Genomic DNA, 23,730 nt, shown 5'->3' with positions numbered 1-23,730 from the left:
CATCGCCATGGCGACCCGCTGGACGCTCGGCTGCGACGCGGCCGACCCGCACGCCCTCGCCGCATTCTGGGCGGCCGCCCTCGGTTACGTGTCCGAGCCCGGCTACGACGAGCCGGACGGCGCGTCGATCGTCGACCCGGACGGCGCCGGCCCGGCGATCGGCTTCCTGCGCGTGCCGGAGCGCAAGACCGCCAAGAACCGGATGCACATCGACGTCCGGGTGGCCGGGCCGCACCTGATCCGCCAGAAGGCGGCCGCGCTGGCCGCCGCGGGCGCCACGCACGTGCGTGAGGAGTCCTACGGCGGGCAGCTCGGCCACATCGTCATGCTCGACCCGGAGGGCAACGAGTTCTGCGTCGCTAGCGGCTGAGCTCCTCCAGCAGCGTCGGCCGGGTCGGCGTCCAGCCCAGCGAGCGGGCCTTCGCGCCGGTGGCCCGCTGGTCCAGCAGCAGCGCGTCGGCGAACAGGGCGCCGAAGCGGGCCCGGGAGTCATCGGCGGTCTCCGGTGCCACCCCGGCGCCGCCGGATGCCGCCTCGGCGACCTCGCGCACCGTCGGGTTGGCCCCGGACACGGCGAGCACGTGGCCCAGCCGCTCGCCGCGCTCGGCCACGGCGACGTACAGCGCGGCCGCGTCCTCCACGTGCACGGTCGTCCAGTGCTGCGTGCCGTCGCCGACGAGCTTGACCCGTCCGGCCTCGTCCCGGCCCGGTGCGAGGACCCCCGCCGGGATGCCGCCGCCGTGGCCGTACACGATGCCGGGCGTGACGATCGTGGCCACCAGGTCCGCGTCGAGCACCTGCCGCTCGACCGCCGTCCGCCACGCGGTCAGGGCCGGCGGCGCGAACGGCGAGTCCTCGGTGATGTCGGCGTTGTCGCCGTAGAGCCACACGCCGCTGGTGTGCACGTAGGGCTTGCCGGTGCCGGACAGCGCCTCGACCGCCGCCGCCACGATCGCCCGGTCGAACTGCTCGCTGGTCGCGTCGCCGGGCGCCGCGGTGTGCACCACGGCGTCGGCGGCCGAGAACAGCCGCGCCGTCCACGCGGTGTCGTAGACGTCGCCGACGGCGGCCTCCGCGCCCGCCTTGCGGACCTTCGCCGCCGCCTCGTCGCTGCGCACCAGCGCCGTGACGGCGTGGCCCGCCGCGATGAGCTGCTCCAGCACCACGGAGCCGATGTAGCCGGTCCCACCGGTCAATGCGATCTTCATGTGCTGACGGTAGGACCGCACCGCCCTGCGGCGCAGCGTGACGCACAAGTCGTGCCGGCCGGGAATTCGCCCCTGACGAGGCTATTCCCTCCCCCGGCGGTGACGTGCACGGCAAAGCGTCAGGACAGGGCTTCCGCCTTGCGCAGCAGCACCGCCCGCTCCGGGGCGTTGCGGCACAGGCGGGCGGCGAGCTCCAGCTCCGCCCGCGCCTCGGCGGTGCGGCCGAGGCGGATAAGCAGCTCGCCGCGGACCCCGGGCAGCAGGTGCGAGCCGGGCAGCCGGTCGGTGGCGACGAGGTCGTCGACGATCTCGAGGGCCCGCTGCGGGCCGCTCGCCATGGCCACGGCGACGGCCCGGTTGAGCTCGACGACCGGGGACGGCGCGACCCGCCCCAGCGCCTCGTAGAGCAGCACGATGCGGTCCCAGTCGGTCTCGGCGACCGACGGTGCCGCCGCGTGGCACGCCGCGATCCCGGCCTGCAGCCCGTACGGGCCGAGGCCCTTCTTCGCCGCGGCGCCGAAAGCGGCCAGCCCCCGGCGGATCGCGGACCGGTCCCACAGCCGCCGGTCCTGGTCCTCCAGCAGCACGGCCTGGCCGTCCGGGCCGGTCCGCGCCGGGAAGCGCGCGGCGGTCAGCTCGAACAGGGCGAGCAGCCCGTGCACCTCCGGCTCGCCGGGCAGCATCGCCGACAGCATCCGGGCCAGCCGGATCGCCTCCTGCGCGAGATCCGTGCGCAGCAGGTTGTCGCCGGCCGTCGCCGTCGAGCCCTCCGTGAAGATCACGTAGAGGACGCTGAGGACGCCGCCGAGCCGGCCCTTGCGGTCCTGCGCGGGCGGCAGCTCGAACGGCACCCGGGCCGCGGCGATCGTCTTCTTCGCCCGGGTGATCCTCGCCTGGATCGTCGGCACCGGCACCAGGAACGCCCGGGCGATCTCCTCGCTGGACAGGCCGCCGACGGTGCGCAGGGTCAGGGCGACCCTGGCCTCCGGCGCGAGCACCGGATGGCACGCCACGAACATGAGCGCGAGGATGTCGTCGTCGATGCGGTCCGGGTCCCAGGGCAGCTCCTCCTGCGGCTGCGGGGCGGCCGCGCCGGCGGCCGCCGCCCCCTCGGTGAGCTGCCCGGCGAGCGCCGCGTAGCGGTCGTCGCGGGTGGATCTGCGCCGGAAGCTGTCGATCGCGCGGCGCCGGGCGGTGGACAGCAGCCAGCCGACCGGGTTGTCCGGCGCGCCGTCACGTGCCCAGCTCACCAGCGCCTCGGCGACCGCCTCCTGCGCGACGTCCTCGGCGAGCTCGAAGTCGCCGGTGTACCGGGTGAGCGCCGAGACGATGCGCGCCGACTCGATCCGCCACACCGCCTCGACCGCCCGCCGCGCCGACTCCGTGCCCGTGGACATCAGACCTGACCGGTCCGCTCGCGCCACGCCCGCTCCTTGGCGATCCACTCGTTGTCCTGCGGGAACTCCTCGATGCTGGGCACCCGGCGGATCTCGGTCTTCGAGCCGGCGACGGCGGGCATGCGCTTGGCCCACTCGACCGCCTCCTCCTTCGAGGCGACCTCGAGGATGTAGAAGCCGCCGAACAGCTCCTTCGTCTCCCCGTAGGGGCCGTCGGTGACGACCGGGACCTCCCCGTCGTGGCTCACCACGACGCCCTGCGACGGGTCCTCGAGCCCCTCGGCCGCGACGAGCACGCCGGCCTTGATCAGCTCCTCGTTGAACCGGCCCACCATGTCGAGCATCTCCTCGAACGGGGTCTCCATCATCGTCGCGTTCGTCTCGTCGGTGCCGCGCATGATCAGCATGTACTTCGCCATCGTTGTCGCTCCTTGCCTCGGGGATCGCGTCTCGACCCTCTCACCCCAAGGTCGAACGGCGCAGGCGACGATCGACAGGCCCCCGAAAGAATTTCCGGGGGCCTGTCGAAGGGCTGTTCACCTGCGGTCGAGCAGCACCTCCGCGGCGCCGCCGTCGACGTGCAGGGTGTACCGGTCGGCCGCCTGCTGCCAGCCGGGCAGCGCCAGGACGGTGCCGCCGGCGAGGTTCTGCTTCGCCGACGCGTCCAGGGTGGCCTTGCCGACGGTGCTGCCCGCGCCGAGCGTCAGCTGGGCCGGCGGGCCGGCCGGCGCGTGCACCAGCAGCTTGCCGACGCCGCCGACCCGGATCGGCAGCTCGCCCTCCGGTTTCGGGACGGTGACCTCGAGCTCCTGCACGCCGGCGACCACGTCGACCGCGGCGAGGCGGCCGGAGGCGAAGTCGACGACCTGCCGCAGCCCGCCGCCGGCGAGCCGGAGCTGCCAGCGGACGGTCGAGTTGAGATACACGTGGACGGTGGCCTGCCCGGCGACCTCCGTGCCGTTCAGGCTGAGCCGGACCACGTCGCCGTCGACCGCGGCGGCCGGTTCGACCCGGCTGCCGGGCAGCGTCGATGCGCGGTACAGGTACCCCTCCATCGGCTCGCTGTGGATGATCACCGACTCCGCGCCGGTGACCACCTCCAGGGTGGCCGCCTGCCGTCCGTCGAGGGTGCCGGTGACGGTGTGCACCGGTTCCCGTTCGGGCGGCGCGTCCGGCTTGCTGGTCCGGGTCGTGGCGATCACGAGCCCCACCAGTACCAGGGCGATCGCCGCCACCCCGGTCAGCAGCCGCAGCAAGGGTGATTTGATCATGGGCTGGTGCAGCTCAGTGCCGGGGCGGTCGCCGGGGCGGTGCCGGTGGCGTTGAAGCCGAAGGACGTGGTGGCGCCGGCGGCGAGGACCTTGTTCCAGTCGACGTTGCTCACCGCGACGTTCGGCGGTTGGCTGACCAGCGTGCCGTTCCAGGGTGCCCCTTCGAAGCCCTGGCCGCCCTGGTACGCCCACCGCACGGTCCACCCGTTGAGGCTGCCGGACCCGTTGTTGCGGACGGTGACCTCGGCCTGGAAGTGGCCGGCCCACGAGCTGGGCACGATCCGCCAGGTCGCGGTGCACGCGCCGGTCCCGCCGGACGGTGCCGGTGACGACGACGCGGAGCGCGACGGGGACGGCGAGACCGACCGCGACGCCGACGGGGACGGCGACACGGACCTGGACGGCGACACGGACGCCGACGGGGACGTGGGCGGCTGGTTGCCGATGCCGGTGACCTCGCCGTGCCCGCCGTCGAAGACGATGTCGGAGCAGCTGAAGAAGTTCTCCTGGCTGTCGGAGCGCACCCACTGGATGAACAGCATGTGCCGGCCGGTCTTCGCCGACGGCAGGGTGGTGTTGAAGTAGTAGTAGTTGAGCGCGCCGGGCGGTCCGGACTGCGGCGGGTCGGTGCTGCTCCAGAACGGCTCGAGGTCGCCCCAGGCCAGCGGGGTCGTCGGCGACCAGCCGTCGCGGGTGACGTAGAGGTGGAACGTGCCGGGGTGCGCGGCCCAGTTGCTGTAGCGCAGCTGGATCGTCGAGCCGGCGGTCAGGTGGGTGACGGGCCAGTCGGCGCGGGCGGCGTTGTACGCGGCGTACTTCGTCGTGCCCGCCCCGCAGATCTGCCCGTCTGGGATGTAGCCGGTGGTGCGGCCGCCGGCGTCGGAGCGCAGCACGCCGAACCAGTCGTACAGCGGCTGCTGCCCGCCCTGCGCGACGGCGTCGGCGCAGGCGGGGTTCGTGGGGATGATCTGCCCGTTGGCGCGCAGACCGTCCACGTAGCACAGGTAGGTGCGGCTGCCGGGGACCATCGCGACACCGTGCGCGCTCGCCGGGGCGGGCACCACGAGGACCGCGACAGCGCCGACGGCGAGGGCCGCGACGACACTCCACAATGGGCGCAATGTGCTCCTCCTCACATGAGGTGAGCGCAGTGTTCCCACGGCCTCCAGCCATTGGCAAGCATCGACGCCGCCCGTACGGCGGGACTAGGGCGGCCCGGTGAAAGTTCCATGTCAGCCGGTGATGGACAGCCTCGCCGTGGTGCCTTTTCCGGCGGAGGTGAGGGTCACGGTGCCGCCGTGGGCGATCGCGGCCTGGCGGGCGATGTGCAGGCCCAGCCCGACGCCGGGGACGGCCTCCTGGCGGGCGTGCCGGCCGCGGTAGAAGCGCTGGAAGACGTAGGGCAGCTCGTCGGCGGGCACCCCGACGCCGGTGTCGGCGACCTCGACGGCCGGGGCGGGCCCGCCGGTGACGGACACGGTGACGTCGCCGCCGGCGGGGGTGAAGAGCACCGCGTTGCGCACGAGCTGCTGCACGGCGTGGGTCAGCTGGGTGATGTCGGCCCGGACCATGACCCGCTCCGGCGACGGCACCGCGGCCAGCGCGACCCCGCGCTGCTCGGCGAGGGCGACGCAGGCCCGCCAGGCGGCCTCGACGACCATGTCCAGGTCGACCTGGGTGCGGTGCGGGTCGCCGGGGGCGTTCGCCGGCCGGGTGCCGGCCAGCAGGTGGTCGACCATGCGGATGAGCCGCTCGCCGTTGCGCTGGATCGGCTCGACGAGCCGGGTGTACGCGGCGAGCTCCTCCTCGTCGGCGAGCAGCTCCAGGTAGCCCTGGATCGCGGCGACGGGGGTGCGCAGCTCGTGCGAGACCGTCGCGATCAGGTCCTCCTCGCGCTGGGTGGCGCGGGCCAGCTCGTCGCCGAGATCGGCGAGCAGGATCCGGTTGCGCAGCAGCGACAGGTGGCCGACGGCCTGCGCGGCGAGGGTGTCCAGGGCCTCGCGCTGGCGCGGCCCGATGTCGCCCGGGCGGTCGTCGACGACGCACAGGGCGCCGAGGGCGTGACCGTCCTCGTCGACCAGCGGGGAGCCCGCGTAGAACCGGATGTGCGGTTCCCCGGTGACGTTGCTGTACGTGTGGAAGTGCGGGTGGACGCTGGCGTCGGGCACGACGAGCTGGCGGCGGCCGGCGGCGGTGTGCGCGCAGAAGGAGATGTCGAGGGGGGTCTCGGCGACGGGGACGCCGGTGCCGCCCGCGAACCACTGCCGGTCGCGGTCGATGAGGGCTACCGCCGACACCGGGGTGTCGAAGATGGAGGACGCGAGGCGGGTGAGATCGTCGAGGGCGCGGGGCCGGGGTCCGTCGAGGACCCCGTAGCTGTGCAGCGCGGCGAGGCGGGCTTCCTCGTCGTGCGTGTGTGCCGTCATCTCGGTCCCCCAGCCTCGTCTGTGCCCCCTCAGGGTCGCCGACGGCGGGGTGTCCGCGTCATCGTGTTCGGTTGCCGTGCGGGTGCGAACTTCCGCCCACGGAGAAATCCGGTTGTACGAGTGAGTGCTCGCTCATTAAGGTGTCGGCGTGAACCAACAGCCCGTGCAGAGCCGCCGCCGGCGCGTTCCCGCGTTGTCGCCGGACGAGCGGCGGGCGGCGATCATCGCCGCGACCATCCCGCTGCTGCGCACCCATGGCGCGGCGGTCACGACGAAGCAGATCGCCGAGGCCGCGGGCGTCGCCGAGGGCACCATCTTCGGTGTCTTCCCCGACAAGGCCTCACTGATCCTCGCCGCCCTCGGCACCGCCTTCGACCAGGAGACGGTGCTGTGTGAGCTCAGCGCGATCGACCCGCGGGCGCCCCTGCGGCAGCGCATGAGCGACGCGGCCGCGATCCTGATGCGCCGCTTCGAGGCCAACGTCCAGCTCATGATGGTGGCCCGCACGCTGCCCATGGAGACCGGGCGGCGGCAGGTCGAGGAGCTGATGGAGGGCCGCCGGCGGCTGACCGGGGCGGTCGAGGCCATCATCGAGCCCGACCGTGCACTGCTGCGACGCAGCCCGGCCGCCACCGCCGGGATGCTCGTGCTCCTCGTGATCGCGTCGGTCCGGCCGGAGCTGGCCGAGCCCGACGCGCTCGACGCCGACGGCGTGGTCGCCGTCCTGCTGGACGGCCTGCTGGTCCGCCCGACCGACATCTCCGGGGGAGACGCCTGACGATGCTCATCCAACTGCTGAAGACCTATCTGGGACCGTATCGCAGGACGATCTGGCTGATCGTGCTGCTGCAGCTGGTGCAGACCACTGCGACGCTCTACCTGCCGACGCTCAACGCCGACATCATCGACGGCGGCGTCGTCAAGGGCGACACCGGTTACATCATGCGCATCGGCGGCTGGATGCTCGCCGTCACGCTCGTGCAGATCGTCTGCTCCGCCGCCGCGGTCTACTACGGCGCCCGCACCGCGATGGCGCTCGGCCGCGACGTGCGCGCCGGCATCTTCGCCCACGTGCAGGTGCTGTCCGCGCGGGAGGTCGGGCAGTTCGGCGCGCCGTCGCTGATCACCCGGACCACCAACGACATCCAGCAGGTCCAGATGCTGGTGCTGATGACCTTCACGCTGATGGTGTCGGCGCCGATCATGTGCGTCGGCGGCATCATCCTCGCGCTCGTGCAGGACGTGCCGCTCTCGGCGCTGCTGCTGGTCGTGGTGCCGATCCTGATCGGGATCATCGCCGTCATCGTGGTGCGGATGCGCCCGCTGTTCCGCACCATGCAGGAGCGCATCGACCTGGTCAACCGGGTCATCCGCGAGCAGATCTCCGGCATCCGGGTCATCCGCGCGTTCGTCCGCGACGAGCACGAGCGGGTCCGGTTCGCCAAGACCAACGGCGACCTGCGCGACGTGTCCCTCGCCGTCGGCCGGCTGATGTCGCTGATGTTCCCGACCGTGATGCTGGTCGTCAACGCCTCCAGCGTCCTCGTGCTCTGGTTCGGCGCGCACCGCATCGACAGCGGCGGCATGCAGGTGGGGGCGCTGACCGCGTTCCTGAGCTACCTGATGCAGATCCTCATGGCGGTCATGATGGCGACGTTCATGTTCGTCATGATCCCGCGGGCCGAGGTGTGCGCCGAGCGCATCCAGGAGGTCCTGACCACCGAGTCGAGCGTCGTGGTGCCGGCGAAGGCGGTCACCACCCTCCCCCGCCAGGGCGAGCTGGAGCTGCGCGGTGTCGAGTTCCGCTATCCGGGCGCGGAGTCGCCGGTGCTCAGCGGCATCGACCTCGCCGCCCGCCCCGGGCAGACCACGGCGATCATCGGCAGCACCGGCGCCGGCAAGACCACGCTGCTCAACCTGGTCCCCCGGCTCATGGACGCGACCGGCGGCACCGTCCTCGTCGACGGCGTCGACGTGCGCGACATCGACCCGGCGCTGCTGTCGGCGACGGTGAGCATGGTGCCGCAGAAGCCCTACCTGTTCTCCGGCACCGTCGCGTCCAACCTGCGCTACGGCCGGCCCGACGCGACCGACGACGAGCTGTGGCGGGCCCTGGAGGTGGCGCAGGCCGCCGACTTCGTGCGGGCGATGCCCGAGGCCCTCGACGCGCCGATCGCGCAGGGCGGCACCAACGTCTCCGGCGGGCAGCGGCAGCGGCTCGCCATCGCCCGGACCCTGGTCGCCCGGCCCGAGGTCTACCTCTTCGACGACTCGTTCTCCGCCCTGGACTACGCGACGGACGCGGCGTTGCGCGAGGCGTTGCGCGCCGAGATCGCCGACGCGACGGTCGTCATCGTCGCGCAGCGGGTCAGCACGATCCGCGACGCACAGACCATCGTCGTGCTCGACGAGGGCCGCGTGGTCGGCACGGGCACCCATTCCGAGCTGATGGACGACAACGCGACCTACCGCGAGATCGTCCTGTCCCAGCTCACCGAGCAGGAGGCGGCGGCATGAGCGGCCAGCGGAGCGGCTCGGGCCGCTCATCATGTGACAGTTCTGGCTCAGGCCGGCGCCGGAGCGAAGCGGAGGTGACGGCATGACCGGACCTGGACGTCCCGCTGGTGGTGCTTCCCGGCCCTCGCCGCCCGCGTTCGGGCCCGGGCGGATGATGATGGGCGCCGGTGGGCCGCCGGCGAAGCTGGAGGATTTCAAGGGCTCCAGCAAGCGGCTGCTGCGCATGCTGGCCCCCGACCGGTTGCTGATCGCGGCGGTGCTGGTCTTCGGCATCGGCAGCGTCGTGCTGTCGGTCATCGGGCCGCGGCTGCTCGGCCACGCCACCGACGTCATCTTCGAGGGCATCGTCAGCCGCTCGCTGCCGGAAGGGGTCACCCAGGCCCAGGCGGTCGAAGGGGCGCGGCAGCGCGGCGAGGACCGCTTCGCCGACCTGCTCGCCGCCATGGACCACGTGGTGCCCGGCCAGGGCATCGACTTCGGCCGGTTGGAGCGGGTCCTGCTCTGGGTCGCCGTCGTCTATCTCGGCGCCTGGATCCTCGGCCTGCTGCAGGCCCGGCTGACCACGGTCGTCGTGCAGCGCACCGTGTACCGGCTGCGCGAGCAGGTCTCGGCGAAGCTGTCCCGGCTGCCGCTGAGTTACTTCGACCAGCAGCCGCGCGGTGAGGTCCTCAGCCGCGCCACCAACGACACCGACAACATCGCGATGACGTTGCAGCAGTCGCTGAGCATGCTGCTCACGTCCCTGCTGACCATCGTCGGGGTCCTCGGCATGATGTTCTGGATCTCGCCGCTGCTCGCGATCATCGCCCTGGTGACGGTACCGGTCTCGGTGCTGGTCACGATGCGCATCGGCAAGCGGTCGCAGCCGCAGTTCGTCCGGCAGTGGGCGAGCACCGGCAAGCTCAACGGGCACATCGAGGAGATGTTCACCGGCCACTCCGTGGTGAAGATCTTCGGCCGGCAGGCGGAGGCCTCGTCGACGTTCGAGGAGCACAACGAGGCGCTGTACACCGCGTCGTTCAGGGCCCAGTTCATCTCCGGGCTCATCCAGCCGGCGATGATGTTCATCGGCAACCTCAACTACGTGCTCGTCGCCGTCGTCGGCGGCCTGCGGGTCGCGTCCGGGTCGCTGTCGCTGGGCGACGTGCAGGCGTTCATCCAGTACTCGCGCCAGTTCAGCCAGCCGCTGACCCAGGTCGCGAGCATGGCCAACCTGGTCCAGTCCGGGGTGGCCTCGGCCGAGCGGGTGTTCCAGCTGCTCGACGCGGCCGAGCAGTCGCCCGATCCGGTCAAGCCGTCGCGGCCCGCCCAGGTGCGCGGCAAGGTGACCTTCGAGGGCGTCTCGTTCCGGTACAACCCGGACGAACCGCTCATCGAGGACCTCACCCTCACGGTCGAGCCCGGCCAGACGGTCGCGATCGTCGGCCCCACCGGCGCCGGCAAGACCACGCTGGTCAACCTCGTGATGCGCTTCTACGACCTCACGGCCGGCCGCATCCTGCTCGACGACGTCGACATCGCCACGATGACCCGCGACGACCTGCGCGAGCAGATCGGCATGGTCCTGCAGGACACCTGGCTCTTCCAGGGCACCATCGCGGAGAACCTCGCCTACGGCGCCGACCACCCGACCCAGGACAAGATCGTCGCCGCGGCCGAGACCGCCCACGCGGACCGCTTCGTCCGCACCCTCCCCGACGGCTACGACACCGTCATCGACGAGGAGGGCGCCGGCGTCTCGGCGGGCGAGAAGCAGCTCATCACGATCGCCCGGGCGTTCCTGGCCGAGCCGACGATCCTCATCCTCGACGAGGCCACCAGTTCCGTCGACACCCGCACCGAGGTCCTGATCCAGCGCGCGATGAGCACCCTGCGGGCCGGCCGGACCAGCTTCGTCATCGCGCACCGCCTGTCCACCATCCGCGACGCCGACCTCATCCTCGTGATGGAGCACGGCACGATCGTCGAGCAGGGCACCCACGCGTCGCTGCTCGCGTCCGGCGGCGCCTACGCCCGCCTCTACTCCGCCCAGTTCGCCGCGGCGGCGGTCGAGGTCGACTGACCGCGCGGGGCCGTGCCGGACAAAACGCCGGCACGGCCCCGCACATGGCGAAACCGGGCGGCACGATAGGGTCCGGCGGTGATCGACGAAGACGGCTACTTTGGCGAGAAGGTCGCGGCGCGGTACGACGAGTCGTCGAGGGACATGGCGGACCCGGAGGTCGTGCAGCCGGCCGTCGACACCCTCGTGCAGCTCGCCGACGGCGGGCGGGCCCTCGAGCTGGGCATCGGCACCGGCCGCATCGCGCTGCCGCTGGCCGCGCGCGGTGTGCCGGTGCACGGCATCGACATGTCCCGGGCGATGGTGGCGAGGCTGCGGGAGAAGCCCGGCGGCGAAGCGATCGGCGTGACGATCGGGGACTTCGCCACGGCCCGGGTCGACGCGTCGTTCTCCGTGGCGTATCTGGTCTTCAACACCATCATGAACCTGACGACGCAGGCGGCGCAGGTCGCGTGCTTCCGCAACGTCGCCGCGCACCTGCAGCCGGGTGGCCGGTTCGCCGTCGAGGTCATGATGCCCGACCTGCGCCGGCTCCCGCCGGGGCAGGACGTGGTGCCGTTCATGGTCGGCGAGACCCGCTGGGCCTACGACCTGTACGACGTCGCCACCCAGTCGATGAGCTCCAACTACGTCGAGATCTCCGGCGGGCGCGGCGGCTTCCGGTCGATCCCGTTCCGCTACGTCTGGCCCGCCGAGCTCGACCTGATGGCGCAGATGGCCGGCCTGTACCCGAAGGCCCGCTGGGCCAACTGGCAGCAGGAGCCCTTCACCAGCGAGAGCGCCCAGCACGTCTCGGTGTGGGAGAAGCCACTGCTGCAGGACTGACACGGCGGGTGCGCGCCAGCAAAATGTGCTGATGCGCAACCGGCGGGTGAGCCTGCTCGACATCGGGTTGGACCAGTCGTTCGACGCCTCGATGGCGTTCGTGCAGTCGACGCTGCAGAGCATCAACGCGGGTCTGCCGGACCCGATCGTGGACATCGACTTCGTGCGCACCCGCGACCCCGACACGATCTTCGCCGCGTTCACCGCCGCCTGCGACGTGCTGCACGTGATGGCGCACGGTGACCACGCCGAGACGCCGACCTTCAGCAGCAGCGACGGCAAGACCATGCTCGCCCTGCAGGAGCTCGGGGACTACTCCGCCGAGCGCGGGCACGGGCTCAACGCCAGCACGGTGCTCGCCGACGGCTGCAAGACGGGCATCGGCGCCTGGCAGAAGGCGATCCGCGACTGCCTGCACGGCGAGATCGTCTACATCGGCACGTCGACGCGGGTCGGCTGGCACGAGGGCACGGTGTTCTGCTCGGCGTTCTACGGCGCGCTGTTCCGCAACAAGGGCAAGGGCCAGACGCCCCTCGCGCAGGCGCTGGACGCCGCCGAGCGCGCGGTCAAGGCCTACGAGGCGATCACCGACCGGGCCTGCCCGTACAAGGTCATGGTCCTGGAGCCGAGCCGCCAGGCCCGCCTCGCCTTCCGCTGACGGGCCCGTCGGCTCGGCCTCGCCAGCACAAACCGCATAAAGCCGGATTTGTCGGGTAGGTGCCGCGCCGTGCTGACGAACCTTGCGCATCTGGACTCGTTGCGGGTCCGTGTCACCCCGCCGCCGCAGCCGGGGCACACGACGTACCGGCTGGCCGAGGAGCCCGCCGTCGAGGTCGTGTGGACCTACGCGGAGCGGCTCCCGGACGGCAGCTACCTCCCCGTCGGCGGCGGGCCCGCCGACCCCGACACCGGCCACTACACCCAGGGCGCGTTCAACGCCGACGACATCGCCCGCGCCGCCGTCGTCTACCTGCGGCACTGGCGCGCGACCGGCGCCGGCGCCAGCCGCGACGCGGCCCGGCAGCTGCTGCGCGGCCTGTGCTTCCTGCAGACGGTGCACGACGACGACCCCGACGACCCGGCGCACGGCAACGTGGTCCTGTGGCAGCAGCCGGACGGCACCCTCAACCGCAGCGGCGTCCCCGCGGAGAGCCCCGACCCGTCCGACAGCGGCGAGTCGGCGTGGCTGGCCCGCACGGTGTGGGCACTGGGTGAGGGCTACGCGGCGTTCCACACCGACGAGCAGGGTGACCCGGACTTCGCGGCGTTCCTGCGGCGGCGCCTCCGGTTGGCGATGAGCGCCATCCGCCGTCAGGTGCTGCCACGGTACGGCCAGTGGCGCGTCGTGGAGGAGTCCGCCACGCCCGCCTGGCTGATCGGCGACGGTGCCGACCTCACCGGCGAGGCGTTGCTCGGGCTGTGCGCGTACACCGGCTGTAGCGGCGACGACGACGCGCGGAAGCTCCTGGAGCAGCTCGCGGAGGGTGTCACGGCGATGCGGACGGGCACCCCGTGGACGTGGCCGTTCGGGGCGGTGCTGCCGTGCGCCCTGTCCCGCAGCGCCTGGCACGCGTGGGCCGGGCTGGCGCCCGCCGGGCTGGCCCGCGTCTACGAGGTCGCCGGTGACCTGGCGGCCCGGGACGCGGCCTTGGCCGACGCGGCGTCGTTCACCCCGCACCTGCTGGTGGAGGGCGGCCCGGACAACCTGCGGGTCGCGGTGCCCGGCTCGCGGGAGGCGCTCACGATCGACGGGGTGCAGCTGTCGTACGGCGCGCAGTCCCGTGTCGAGTCGCTGCTCACGACGGCGAGGGTGACGGGCCGTCCGGCGCTGTCGACCCTGGCCGGCGTCGCCGGATCGTGGTTCTTCGGCAACAACCCGGCCGGGGCGCCCATGTACGACCCGGCGACCGGCCGCACCTACGACGGCGTGGACATCGTCGACGGCTCGCCGCGGCAGCTCGGCCGGCGCGGCGTCGTGCACCGCGACGCGGGCGCGGAGTCCACGATCCACGGGCTCCTGGCGATGCTCGCCCTGGACGCCGACCCGCACGCGGCGGCGGTCGCGCGGATCACCGAGACCGACCCCGACACCGCCGCGGCCGCCGGGAGCTGCCGCGACGACGCCGAGGTGCGCTGCCGGACGCTGCGCGACCCGCGGACCGACGCCCGGGTGACGCTCCTGCGCAGCGTCGCGACGAGCACCAGGATCTGCGACGTCGACATGCCCGGGGACGGCACCGCCACCGTGACCGTCAACGACCCCGCCGGCGAGGAACTGGAGCACTACACGACGACGGCCGGCCGGATCCGGGCGCTCGTCCCGGCCGGCGGGTTCACGATCATCACCCGGATACCCGAGGGGGGCTAATCTTGGCGGGTGCGTGATCATTCCGTCGGCGTCCTCACCGCGGTCGCCGTCGGTGGGTCCGCGGGAAGCGCCGCCCGTTACGGGGTGGCGCTGCTGCTGCCGCACGACGCCGGCACGGGTGTGCCGTGGTCGACCCTGGCCGTCAACGCGCTCGGGTGCCTGCTCATCGGGAGCCTCTCGGTCGTCGTCGAGGGGCGGCACCCGCTGCTGCGGCCGCTGCTCGGGGTCGGCGTGCTGGGCGGGTTCACGACGTTCTCCACCTACACGGTCGACACGGTCGTCCTCGTCTCGCGGGGTGCGGTGTGGACCGCCGCCGCGTACGTGGCCGGCACGCTGGTCACCGCCCTGGCGGCCGTGTCGCTCGGGGTCTGGTCGGCGCGGCGGGTGCGGCGATGACCCTGCTGCTGGTGCTGCTCGGCGGCGCGGTCGGAGCGCCCGCCCGGTATCTCACCGAACGGGCGCTGAAGGGCCGCTCGCCGCTGGGGACCCTGGTGGTCAACGTCTTCGGCAGCGCGCTGCTGGGCGCGCTGATCGGCGCCGGCGACGCGCTGCCCGCCACCGTGAAGACGCTGGTGGGCACCGGGTTCTGCGGCGCGCTGACCACCTACAGCACGTTCAGTCTGGAGACGCTGCGCCTCGTCGAGGAGGGCCGGCCCCGCCGCGCGGTCGCCTACGTGGCGGCGAGCCTGGTGCTCGGCCTGGCCGCCGCCACGATCGGCTACGCCCTAGCGTGACCGCGCGTGCAGCAGGCGGAACAGGGTCAGCCACTGCTCGGGCCAGACCAGTCCGACAGGGGTGCCGGGGTCGAGCCGTGACGCGCGGAACGCCGCCGAGACGCGGCGCGGGTCGTACCGGCGGCACAGCGACGCGTGCAGCGAGCCGCCGACACCGCTGAACCCGAGCTCCACGAACGCCGCATATCCCCCCGGCGGGGCGAGCGGCCGGGGCCGGCGGGTCAGCCGCAGGATGCCGCCGTCGACGCGGGGCACCGGCCGGAACGCCTCCCGCGACACCCGCCCGGCGAGGTCCCACTGCCACGACGGCCAGGTCGCGATCGTGAGACGGCTCCAGCGGCCGTAGTCGCCGGTGCGCTTGCGGGCGTATTCGAGCTGGGTCAGCAGCGTCGCCCCGGTCAGCCCCGGCGCGTGCAGGCACCAGTCGACGACGGCGGACGTCAGCGCGTACGGGATGTTGCCGACGACGGTGAACGGCTCCGCCGGCGGCCGCGCCGCGAGGAAGTCCGTGACCCGGACGGTGACACCGTCGCGGGCGGGCAGCGCCGCGGCGAGCACTGGATCGACCTCGTAGGCGATGACCCGCCGGCACCGGCCGGCCAGCGCGGCGGTGAGGTGCCCGCGCCCGGCGCCGACCTCGACGACGACGTCGCCGGGGCCGATCCCGGCGGCGTCGACCACCCGCCGGACCGCACCGGGCGCGGTGAGCAGGTTCTGGCCGTACACCCGGCGGCTTCTGGACTGTGCGTTGGCTTTTCGAACGGATGGCGCCATGACCGTGGTCCCGTCTGCCGCCCGACGCGGGCGGCGAACACGGACAGGCGGCATCGCGGCCCGTCCGTTTCCGAAGATGGACTCGGAGGGCCCTGGCGCGCTACGGCACTCTTACTGCGGCGTCACCAGGGCGCGACGCCGGGTGCGCAGCCTTCTGGCCGGCACGCACGACGTCGCCGCCGTCGTGATGAGGGCATGCGTCGTCGTGGTCATGACCGCACCGTAACCGACCGCGCCCCGCCCGGCAGCCGAATATCGGGGCGGTGTCACAGCCGGCCGGCCTCGGTGATGCGCTGCAGGAACTGGCGGGTGCGGGGCTCGCGCGGGGCGCCGAACACCTGCTCCGGCGGGCCCTGCTCGACGATCGTGCCGCCGTCGAGGAAGCAGACGCGGTCGGCGACCTGCCGGGCGAAGCTCATCTCGTGGGTGGCGAGGATCATCGTGACACCGTCGCCCTTCAGGTCCCGGATGAGGGCGAGGACCTCACCGACGAGCTCCGGGTCGAGGGCGGAGGTGACCTCGTCGAGCAGCAGCAGGCGCGGCTCGTTGACCAGCGCGCGGACGATCGCGACCCGCTGCTGCTGCCCGCCGGACAGCCGGTCGGGGTAGGCGCCGGCCCGGTCCGCCAGCCCGACCCGGTCCAGCAGGGCGAGCGCCTTCTCCCGGGCCTTGCCGGCGGGCAGGCCGTGCACGTGCCGAGGGGCGAGGGTCACGTTGTCCAGGACACTCAGGTGCGGGAACAGGTTGAACGCCTGGAAGACGATGCCGATGCGGCGGCGGACCTTGTCGGGGTCGGCGCGCGGGTCGGTGATGTCGACGCCGTCGAGGTGGATGGTGCCGTCGTCGACCTGCTCGAGGAGGTTGACGCAGCGCAGCAGCGTCGACTTGCCGGAGCCGGACGCGCCGATGAGGGCGACGACCTCGTGCTCGTCGACGTCGAGGGAGACGCCACGCAGCACCGGATGGCCGTTGAACAACTTGTACACGCCGTCGAGGCGCAGGACGGTCACAGCCGGTTGTCTCCTGACTGGCGGCGGGCGGCGCGCAGCGTGACCCAGTCGGTGACGGCGACGACCGGCACCGCCAGCAGCACGAATAGGACCCCCGCGACGACGTACGGGGTGTAGTTGTAGGACCCGGCGGTCTCGATCTGCGCGGCGCGGATCGCGTCGATCGGCCCGGCGAGGGAGATGAGCCCGACGTCCTTCTGCATCGCGACGAGGTCGTTGAGCAGCGGCGGCGCGACCCGCCGGACCGCCTGCGGCAGCACCACGTGGCGCATCGTCTGCCGGTACGTGAGCCCCAGCGACCGCGCGGCGGCCCGCTGCGACGGGTGGACGGACTCGATGCCCGCGCGGAACACCTCGGCGATGTAGCCGGCGTAGGTGAGCGTGATCGCGATCCCGCCGAGCACCAGCACCGACGGGGTCCCGCTCAGGCGCAGCCCCGGCACACCGAACGCGAACAGGTACAGGGTCACGATCAGCGGCAGGCCGCGGAAGGTGTACGTGTAGCCGGCGGCGAGCGCCCGCAGCGGGAAGAACACCGCCGGCCGGATGGTGCGCAGCGTGGCGATCGCGAGGCCGAGCAGGACCGCCGCACCGGCACAGACGACGAGGAGCCTGACGTTGAGCCAGAGCCCACGCAGGACCGCGGGCAGCGATTCGACGGCGGCCTCAGGGGACAGGAAGCTGGCGCGGAAACGGTCCCAGCCGGGCGCGCCGGTGACGGCCGCGTAGAGCAGGACCCCGACGACGAGCGTGGACACGGCCGCGACCGCCACCGACAGGATCGTCTGCCGGCGGCGGTACGCGTCACGTTCCAGCTGCAGCGGGCTGGGCTTGAACGTCATCAGCTGAGCGTCGGGGCACCCTGGACCGACGACAACCACTTGTCGGTCAGGGTCTTGAGGGTGCCGTCGGTGCGCAGCGCGTCGACTGCCTGGCTGACGCAGCCGGTCAGCGCGGATCCCTTGTCCAGCACCAGGCCGAACTGCTCCGGGGTGCCGGTCGGCTGCGGCAGCTGCCCGACGATCTGCGCGTCGGTGATCTCGGCGCCGGTGATGTAGAACGCGGTCGGCAGGTCCACGACGAGCCCGTCGATCTGCCCGTTCTGCAGGGCCTTCTTGGCGTCGTCGTTGTTGTTGTACACCTGCGGCTGCGCCGTCGGCTTGACCACCTCGGTGATCGAGCGGTAGCTGGTGGTGCCGACCTGCGCGCCGAGCTTCGCGCCCTTGAGGTCGGCGACGCTCTTCGCGCCGGCGATCTTCGACGTCTTCAGTGCGATGACCGTCTGCGTGACGTCGTAGTACGGGGTGGAGAAGTCGACGGCCTGCTTGCGCTCGTCGGTGATGGAGAACTCGTTGACGTCGAGGTCGAACGTCTTCTTGCCGGGGGCGATCGCGTTGTTGAACGTGACCCGGGTCCAGACGACCTGGTCCTTGCTGTAGCCGAGCTTGGTGGCCACCGCGTAGGCGACGGCGGACTCGAAGCCCTCGCCGGACTCGGGCTTGTTGTCCTTGAACCACGGCTCGTAGACGGGCTCGTCGGTGGCGATGGTGAGCTTGCCGGCGGCGACCGTCTTCAGGTTCGCCGGGTCGCAGGCCGCCGTGCCGGGCGAGGCGGTGGCGCCGCCCGAGGCGGCCGGGGTGGTGGTGTCTTCGTCGGCCGGCGCGCAGCCGGCGGCGGTGGCGAGCGCCGCCGTCAGACCGGCGGCGACGAGGAGGGTCCTGGAGCGCATGGCGGCGATCTTACCCACCGCACCGGTAGGAAATGGATCTCCAGTGTGTCGGATCACGGCAGCGGCGCGGTGCGCCGGGGCATGAGCAGCAGCGCGCCGACGCACAGGACCGCGACGCAGGCCACGGCGATGAACACGTGGTGGGTGGCCGCGTACAGGCTGCCGCGGGCGTAGTCGAGGACGGCCGGCGGGGTGCCCTTCGCCTTGAGCACCACGTCGGTCGCGTCGGCGCCCTTGCCGAGCTGCTCCCGCATCCCGGGCGGCGCGGCCGCGAACCGCCGGTCCAGGGTCGTGTTGGCGATCGCGCCGAACACGGCGGCGCCGATCGCGCTGCCGATCGACCGGAAGAACATGTTGATGCCGGTGACCACGCCGCGGCGGTCCCAGCCGACGACCGACTGCACGGCGACGAGGCTCGGGCTCGACACGAACCCGAGCCCGATCCCCACGACGAAACACGCGACCGCGACCACGGGGATCCCGACGTGCCGGCCGAGCACGGCGCACATGACGGCGCCGGCGATGACGGCGACGCTGCCCGCCAGGGACGTGTCGCGGAAGCCGAGGCGCAGGTAGACACGGCCGGACAGGGTCGCGGCGATCGGCCAGCCCAGTGACATCGCGGCGACGACGAACCCGGCGACGACGGCGCTGGCGCCCAGGACACCCTGGGCGAAGCTCGGCACGAAGGAGGTGAGCCCGATGAGCAGCGCGCCGACGGTGAGCGCGACGAGGTTGCCGCCGATGAGCACGCGGTGCCGGAACACCCACAGCGGCAGGACCGGCTCCGCCGCGCGGCGCTCCACGAACCAGAACGCGACCATCAGCACCGCGCCGGCGGCGAAGACGGCGATGCTCGGCGCCGACGTCCACGCCCAGGTGTTGCCGCCTTCGAGGGTGCCGAGGATCAGCAGGCTGCAGCCGGCGACGAGCAGCGTCGCGCCGGCGTAGTCGACGCGGTGCTCGCGCCGCTCGATCTTCTCCTTCAGGTTGCGGGCGAGCATCCACGCGGCGAGAACGCACAGCGGGACGTTGACGAAGAAGATCCACCGCCACGACAGGTAGTCGGCGAAGACGCCGCCGAGCGCCGGGCCGATCACCGAGGAGACGCCCCACACCCCGGCGACATAGCCCTGGACCCTGGCGCGCTCCTCGACCGTGTACAGGTCGCCGATGATCGTCATGTTCATCGGCTGGATCGCGCCGGCGCCGATGCCCTGCACGGCCCGGCAGACGATCAGGGTCACCATGCTCCACGCGAACCCGCACAGGATCGACCCGACCAGGAACGCGGCGATCCCGGCGAACATCACGGGCCGCCGGCCGAAGACGTCGGCGAGCTTGCCATACAGCGGCGTCGTCACCGCCTGGGTCAGCAGATACACGGAGAACAGCCACGGGAAGTGCGAGAAGCCGCCGAGGTCACGGACGACCGACGGCACCGCGGTCGCGATGATCGTGCTGTCGAGCGCGACGAGCGCGGTCGTCAGCATCACCGACGCGAGGACGGGTCCGCGCTCCGACCGCAGCCCCACCGCCTTCCGGGGAGTGAAAGTGGCGTTGCCCATGAGGTGACCTTACGGCTTCACCCGATTCCGGCGTCGTGGACGTCCGTCTATCCGACTGGTTTCCGCGCATCGGGGAGCAGGAGCGTCGGGCACCCGCGCCACCCTCCTCCGGTTTGCCATTTCGGCAAGATGACTTGCCGTTCGCGCCAGGGCGACGGACGCTCGACGCATGGACAACGCATACGACGTAGCGATCATCGGCGGCGGCGCGGCCGGCCTCAGTGCGGCGCTGACCCTGTCCCGGGCCCGCCGCCGGGTGCTGGTCATCGACGCCGGCGAGCCTCGCAACGCTCCCGCGGGGCACGTGCACAACTACCTCGGCAGGGAGAACACGCCGCCCGGGGAGCTGCTGTCGGCCGGCCGGGCGGAGGTCAGGTCGTACGGTGGCGAAATCCGCGACGGCGTCGTCACCGCCGTCACCGGTGCGGTGCCGCATTTCACGCTTTCGCTGGCCGGCGGCGACCCCGTCTCGGCGCGGCGGGTGCTGGTCACCACGGGTCTCGTCGACGAGCTGCCGGACATCCCGGGCGTCGCCGAGCGCTGGGGCAGGACGGTGCTGCACTGCCCGTACTGCCACGGATGGGAGGTCCGGGACCGGCCCGTGGCGGTCCTCGCCACGACCACGATGGCGGCGCACCAGGCGCTGCTGTGGCGGCAGTGGACGCCCGACGTCACGCTGCTGCTGCACACCGCGCCCCCGCCGGCCGCCGAGGAGCTCGCGCGGCTGGAGCGACGCGGGATCAAGCTCGTGTCCGGTGAGGTCGTCGCGTACGGGGAATCCGGCGCGACACTCGCGGACGGCACCCTCGTGCCGGTCGACGCGCTGGTGCTGATGGGCCGGATCGCGGCGCGCGTCGCGGCGCTCGAGCCGCTGGGGCTCTCCCCCGTCCCGTTCGAGGCCAACGGCATTCCTCTCGGCACCCACGTCCCGTCCGGCATGGGCGGCGCGACGTCGGTGCCGGGCGTCTTCGTGGCGGGCAACGTCACCGACCCGATGGCCACGGTCATCGCCGCGGCCGCCGCCGGGGTCGGTGCCGGCGGCTTCATCAACATGGACCTGGTGCTCGAGGAGGCCGCCGGGTGAGCCGCGGCACAATCCGTGGAGTTTCCTAGGACACTAGGTTTCGGGTACCGTCGCGGACATGCAGGCCGCGCAGCAGCTCGCCGACCGGGTCGCCGACGTGCTCCAGGACGTCCTGCGCGCGGTGATCCTGCACGGCTCGCTCGCGACCGGCGACTTCCTGGCCGGTCGCAGCGACATCGACCTGCTCGTGGTGGTCACGGCCCTGCACCACGAGCGGGTCCCGCTGCTGGAGCGACTCGCCCTCGAGGCCGACCTCGGCGACGCCGCCGGCATCGACCTGCATGTGGTGACGGCGGCCGCGGCGGCGCTTCCGGAGCGGGCGCCGCCGGTGGAGCTGCACGTCGGTCGCTACGCCGGGGGTGCCGGGCAGGTGGAGATCACGCACCGGGTCCCCGCCGATCCCGACATGGCGGTCGAGCTGGCGATGGCGCGCGCCGGAGGCAGGGCGTTGCACGGGCCACCGCCCACCGAGGTGATCGGTGAAGTGCCGGCACGGTGGCTGCGCGACCGTGGACGCCACTGGCTGACGACATGGCAGGGCCTGACCGGCGACGACGAGCACGCCGCGCACATGGTGCTGACGGCGTGCAGGATGTGGCGGTTCGCGGCCGAGGGCGTCCACAGCGGCAAGGTCGACGCCGCGACGTGGGCCGCCGGCCGGGATCCGAGCCTGACGGCGGTCGCGCCGGCGATCCGCCGGTACACCAGCGGCGGCCACGACCGGATCGAGCCGGCGGCGATCGGTCACCTGCTCGCCACGGTGCTGAGCGAGACCGCCGAAGCGTAGGAGGGCGACCGGCGCCGGGCGTCGTGGACGGTGTGTGGGCCATGCGCGGGCGGGGTGCGCGATACGGTGTGACGGTGACCGCAGCGAATGAGGAGCGCGACGGGGTCGCGTTGACGAACCTCGACCAGCCGCTGTTCGACGACGCCGGGGCGACCAAGCGCGACCTGGTCGACTACCTCGACGCCGTCCGCGACCGGATCATCCCGGCGCTGCGGGGCAGGCCGCTGTCGGTGATGCGGATGCTGCGCGGGCAGCAGCCGTTCATGCAGAAGAACCTGCCGAAATACACGCCGGACTGGGTGCCGCGGGTGACCGTCTGGGCGGAGTCGTCGAAGCGGGACGTCACCTACGGGCTGTGCGAGGACCGGCGGACGCTGCTGTGGTTCGCCAACCAGCGGTCGATCGAGTTCCACCCGCTGCTGTCGAAGGCGCCGGACTTCGCGCACACCACCCACATGATCCTCGACCTCGACCCGCCGTCGCCGGACGCGTTCGACCTCGCGGTCGGCGCGGCCAGGCTGATCCGGCAGGTGCTCACCGACCTCGGCATGGACAGCGCGGTGAAGACGAGCGGGGCCAAGGGGCTGCACGTGTTCGTGCCCATCGACGCGCACGCGCCGATGGAGGACATCGCCGCCGCGACGCGGGCCGTCGCGGCCAGGGCCGCGAAGCTCGACCCGGCGATCGCCACGACCGCGTTCATCCGCGAGGACCGCGAGGGCAAGGTGTTCCTCGACCCGACGAGGGTCGGCGGGGCGACCGTCGTCGCCGCGTACAGCCCGCGGCTGCGGCCGGGGACACCCGTGTCGTTCCCGCTGTCGTGGGACGACCTCGCCGACGTGAAGCCGGCCGACTTCACGATCCACACCGTGCCCGCGCTCCTCGGCGACAGCGACCCGTGGGCGGACAGCATGCCTGCCCCGCAACGGCTCGACGCCGACCTGATCGCGGAGGGACACACGATCCCCGTGCCGCGTGTCCAGGCGATGCATGAAGGGAAACGCCGGGCCAAGGCCAGACGCGACGCCGAGGCGGACGGCTGATGGCGATCGTCGTCGACGCGCCGAGGGAGGAGTGGGCGGCCCGCGGCCTGGCGCTCGCCGCGCGGATCCGGCAGGACCTGGCACCGCACGCGCTCGCCGTCGAGCACATCGGCAGCACGGCCGTCCCGGGGATGCCCGCCAAGCCGATCTTCGATCTGCAGGTCAGCGTCGCCGACCTCGACGCGCCGCTGGACGGCCCGCTCGAGCGGCTCGGCCTGTCGCGGCGGCCGCACGTGCACGACCACGTCCCCGCCGGACTGACCGACGACCCCGGCAGGTGGGTCAAGCGGATGTGGGCCGGCGAGGGCGTCAACCTGCACGTCCGCCTCGCCGGCTCACCGAACGAGCGGCTGGCGCTGCTCTTCCGTGACTGGTTCCGCGCGCACCCCGCGGCCGTCCCCGCCTACGGCGCCTTCAAGGCCGCCCTCGCCAGGGCACTGGCCGGGGTCCCCGACGGCATCGGCGAATACAGCGACGTCAAGGACCCCGTCGTCGACCTGGTGATCGTCGTGGCCGAGGAATGGGCCGCCGCGACCGGCTGGTCCGTCACCCGGACCCCGTGAACGCCGGCGTCCGGCAGCGGTCCCGGTAGGCGGTCGGGCTCTCCCCCACGATCGCGGTGAAGCGGGACGAGAACGAGCCGAGGCTGCTGAAGCCGACCGTCATGCAGATCTCGGTGACGGTCAGGTCGGCCGAGCGCAGCAGGTCCTGGGCGCGCTCGATGCGCCGGCGGGTCAGATACCGCATAGGTGGCTCGCCGAACGCCGACTCGAAGCTGCGCGCGAAGTGGAACTTCGAGACCCGCGCGACGGCGGCGACCGCGTCGAGGTCGAGCGGCTCGCGATAGTGCCGGTCGACGTGGTCGCGGGCGCGTCGCAGATGAACCAGGAGCTGCACAGGCACCACCCTCGGCATCCCAGAACTGTA

25 protein-coding genes are annotated in these 23,730 nt (G+C 72.6%); 13 read left to right on the top strand and 12 right to left on the bottom strand.

Annotation, left to right across the window (positions count from 1 at the left end; translation table 11 throughout):
• Positions 1-7 precede the first annotated feature (7 nt).
• Positions 8-370: a VOC family protein gene (locus tag ACZ6TV_RS26785; protein ID WP_465300016.1), complete on the top strand. Its 363-nt coding sequence runs from the start codon at positions 8-10 to the stop codon at positions 368-370.
• Here ACZ6TV_RS26785 and ACZ6TV_RS26780 read toward each other — a convergent pair.
• The 6 genes from ACZ6TV_RS26780 to ACZ6TV_RS26755 all read right to left on the bottom strand — a co-directional run bounded on the left by ACZ6TV_RS26780 (position 360) and on the right by ACZ6TV_RS26755 (position 6,302).
• The gene (locus tag ACZ6TV_RS26780) at positions 360-1,208 is read right to left on the bottom strand and encodes an NAD-dependent epimerase/dehydratase family protein (protein ID WP_465300015.1); all 849 of its coding nucleotides are present in this window, start codon (positions 1,206-1,208) and stop codon (positions 360-362) included. The two genes, ACZ6TV_RS26785 and ACZ6TV_RS26780, sit on opposite strands and share 11 nt — an antisense overlap.
• A gap of 119 nt (positions 1,209-1,327) precedes the next feature.
• Positions 1,328-2,605: an RNA polymerase sigma factor gene (locus ACZ6TV_RS26775; RefSeq protein ID WP_465300014.1), complete on the bottom strand. Its 1,278-nt coding sequence runs from the start codon at positions 2,603-2,605 to the stop codon at positions 1,328-1,330.
• A complete protein-coding gene (locus ACZ6TV_RS26770; RefSeq protein ID WP_465300013.1) occupies positions 2,605-3,024 on the bottom strand; it encodes a YciI family protein in 420 nt (139 codons plus the stop codon). The genes ACZ6TV_RS26775 and ACZ6TV_RS26770 overlap by 1 nt, the downstream gene beginning before the upstream one ends.
• A gap of 117 nt (positions 3,025-3,141) precedes the next feature.
• Positions 3,142-3,876, bottom strand: coding sequence for a hypothetical protein (locus ACZ6TV_RS26765; protein ID WP_465300012.1), 735 nt, complete (start codon positions 3,874-3,876; stop codon positions 3,142-3,144).
• Positions 3,873-4,988, bottom strand: a complete 1,116-nt coding sequence (locus ACZ6TV_RS26760) for a lytic polysaccharide monooxygenase (RefSeq protein WP_465300011.1) — start codon at positions 4,986-4,988, stop codon at positions 3,873-3,875. The genes ACZ6TV_RS26765 and ACZ6TV_RS26760 overlap by 4 nt, the downstream gene beginning before the upstream one ends.
• Positions 4,989-5,108: 120 nt before the next feature.
• Positions 5,109-6,302 (bottom strand): GAF domain-containing sensor histidine kinase, encoded by a 1,194-nt coding sequence (locus ACZ6TV_RS26755; protein ID WP_465300010.1) that lies wholly within the window; start codon positions 6,300-6,302, stop codon positions 5,109-5,111.
• Positions 6,303-6,450: 148 nt separating this feature from the next.
• On the opposite strand from ACZ6TV_RS26755, the gene ACZ6TV_RS26750 reads away from it, so the two are divergent.
• From ACZ6TV_RS26750 to crcB (ACZ6TV_RS26715), 8 genes are all read left to right on the top strand, one after another.
• Complete coding sequence (locus ACZ6TV_RS26750; protein ID WP_465300009.1) at positions 6,451-7,080, top strand: TetR/AcrR family transcriptional regulator; 630 nt, start codon at positions 6,451-6,453, stop codon at positions 7,078-7,080.
• Between the two features lie 2 nt (positions 7,081-7,082).
• Positions 7,083-8,819 carry an ABC transporter ATP-binding protein gene (locus ACZ6TV_RS26745; protein ID WP_465300008.1) on the top strand — a complete coding sequence of 579 codons (1,737 nt, stop codon included), beginning with the start codon at positions 7,083-7,085 and terminating at the stop codon, positions 8,817-8,819.
• Between the two features lie 82 nt (positions 8,820-8,901).
• Positions 8,902-10,881 carry an ABC transporter ATP-binding protein gene (locus ACZ6TV_RS26740; protein ID WP_465300007.1) on the top strand — a complete coding sequence of 660 codons (1,980 nt, stop codon included), beginning with the start codon at positions 8,902-8,904 and terminating at the stop codon, positions 10,879-10,881.
• Positions 10,882-10,959: 78 nt separating this feature from the next.
• Positions 10,960-11,706, top strand: coding sequence for a class I SAM-dependent DNA methyltransferase (locus ACZ6TV_RS26735; protein ID WP_465300006.1), 747 nt, complete (start codon positions 10,960-10,962; stop codon positions 11,704-11,706).
• A 31-nt stretch (positions 11,707-11,737) separates the two neighbouring features.
• Positions 11,738-12,364, top strand: coding sequence for a hypothetical protein (locus tag ACZ6TV_RS26730; RefSeq protein ID WP_465300005.1), 627 nt, complete (start codon positions 11,738-11,740; stop codon positions 12,362-12,364).
• 69 nt (positions 12,365-12,433) lie between these two features.
• Positions 12,434-14,074 carry a hypothetical protein gene (locus tag ACZ6TV_RS26725; protein WP_465300004.1) on the top strand — a complete coding sequence of 547 codons (1,641 nt, stop codon included), beginning with the start codon at positions 12,434-12,436 and terminating at the stop codon, positions 14,072-14,074.
• Positions 14,075-14,083: 9 nt separating this feature from the next.
• Entirely contained in the window at positions 14,084-14,470 is a 387-nt protein-coding gene (crcB, locus tag ACZ6TV_RS26720; protein WP_465300003.1) for a fluoride efflux transporter CrcB, read from the top strand.
• Positions 14,467-14,808 (top strand): fluoride efflux transporter CrcB, encoded by a 342-nt coding sequence (gene crcB, locus ACZ6TV_RS26715; RefSeq protein ID WP_465300002.1) that lies wholly within the window; start codon positions 14,467-14,469, stop codon positions 14,806-14,808. Before crcB (ACZ6TV_RS26720) ends, crcB (ACZ6TV_RS26715) begins: the two co-directional genes overlap by 4 nt.
• Here the strand turns inward: crcB (ACZ6TV_RS26715) and erm are convergent.
• The 5 genes from erm to ACZ6TV_RS26690 form a co-directional block, all read right to left on the bottom strand.
• Complete coding sequence (erm, locus tag ACZ6TV_RS26710; protein WP_465300001.1) at positions 14,800-15,582, bottom strand: ErmE/ErmH/ErmO/ErmR family 23S rRNA (adenine(2058)-N(6))-methyltransferase; 783 nt, start codon at positions 15,580-15,582, stop codon at positions 14,800-14,802. The two genes, crcB (ACZ6TV_RS26715) and erm, sit on opposite strands and share 9 nt — an antisense overlap.
• Positions 15,583-15,848: 266 nt before the next feature.
• Positions 15,849-16,592 carry an amino acid ABC transporter ATP-binding protein gene (locus tag ACZ6TV_RS26705; RefSeq protein ID WP_465300000.1) on the bottom strand — a complete coding sequence of 248 codons (744 nt, stop codon included), beginning with the start codon at positions 16,590-16,592 and terminating at the stop codon, positions 15,849-15,851.
• A complete protein-coding gene (locus ACZ6TV_RS26700) occupies positions 16,589-17,434 on the bottom strand; it encodes an amino acid ABC transporter permease (protein WP_465299999.1) in 846 nt (281 codons plus the stop codon). Before ACZ6TV_RS26700 ends, ACZ6TV_RS26705 begins: the two co-directional genes overlap by 4 nt.
• Complete coding sequence (locus ACZ6TV_RS26695) at positions 17,434-18,321, bottom strand: ABC transporter substrate-binding protein (protein WP_465299998.1); 888 nt, start codon at positions 18,319-18,321, stop codon at positions 17,434-17,436. The genes ACZ6TV_RS26700 and ACZ6TV_RS26695 overlap by 1 nt, the downstream gene beginning before the upstream one ends.
• A 53-nt stretch (positions 18,322-18,374) precedes the next feature.
• Entirely contained in the window at positions 18,375-19,889 is a 1,515-nt protein-coding gene (locus tag ACZ6TV_RS26690) for an MDR family MFS transporter (RefSeq protein ID WP_465299997.1), read from the bottom strand.
• A gap of 169 nt (positions 19,890-20,058) precedes the next feature.
• On the opposite strand from ACZ6TV_RS26690, the gene ACZ6TV_RS26685 reads away from it, so the two are divergent.
• Genes ACZ6TV_RS26685 through ACZ6TV_RS26670 form a run of 4 tightly spaced genes read left to right on the top strand, consistent with a single transcriptional unit; the run spans position 20,059 to position 23,366 of the window.
• Positions 20,059-20,973, top strand: coding sequence for an NAD(P)/FAD-dependent oxidoreductase (locus tag ACZ6TV_RS26685; RefSeq protein WP_465299996.1), 915 nt, complete (start codon positions 20,059-20,061; stop codon positions 20,971-20,973).
• Between the two features lie 58 nt (positions 20,974-21,031).
• Positions 21,032-21,760, top strand: coding sequence for a nucleotidyltransferase domain-containing protein (locus ACZ6TV_RS26680; RefSeq protein ID WP_465299995.1), 729 nt, complete (start codon positions 21,032-21,034; stop codon positions 21,758-21,760).
• A 41-nt stretch (positions 21,761-21,801) separates the two neighbouring features.
• A complete protein-coding gene (locus tag ACZ6TV_RS26675) occupies positions 21,802-22,803 on the top strand; it encodes a DNA polymerase domain-containing protein (RefSeq protein ID WP_465299994.1) in 1,002 nt (333 codons plus the stop codon).
• On the top strand, positions 22,803-23,366 hold the full coding sequence (locus ACZ6TV_RS26670; RefSeq protein ID WP_465299993.1) for a GrpB family protein: 564 nt from the start codon (positions 22,803-22,805) through the stop codon (positions 23,364-23,366). Before ACZ6TV_RS26675 ends, ACZ6TV_RS26670 begins: the two co-directional genes overlap by 1 nt.
• Here ACZ6TV_RS26670 and ACZ6TV_RS26665 read toward each other — a convergent pair.
• The gene (locus ACZ6TV_RS26665; protein ID WP_465299992.1) at positions 23,350-23,700 is read right to left on the bottom strand and encodes a helix-turn-helix domain-containing protein; all 351 of its coding nucleotides are present in this window, start codon (positions 23,698-23,700) and stop codon (positions 23,350-23,352) included. The two genes, ACZ6TV_RS26670 and ACZ6TV_RS26665, sit on opposite strands and share 17 nt — an antisense overlap.
• Between the last annotated feature and the right edge of the window lie 30 nt (positions 23,701-23,730).

This window comes from Dactylosporangium sp. NPDC051087 (genome assembly GCF_055586325.1).
The sequence above is the reverse complement of the archived record's forward strand: the minus strand, read 5'-3'. Positions and strand labels throughout refer to the sequence as shown.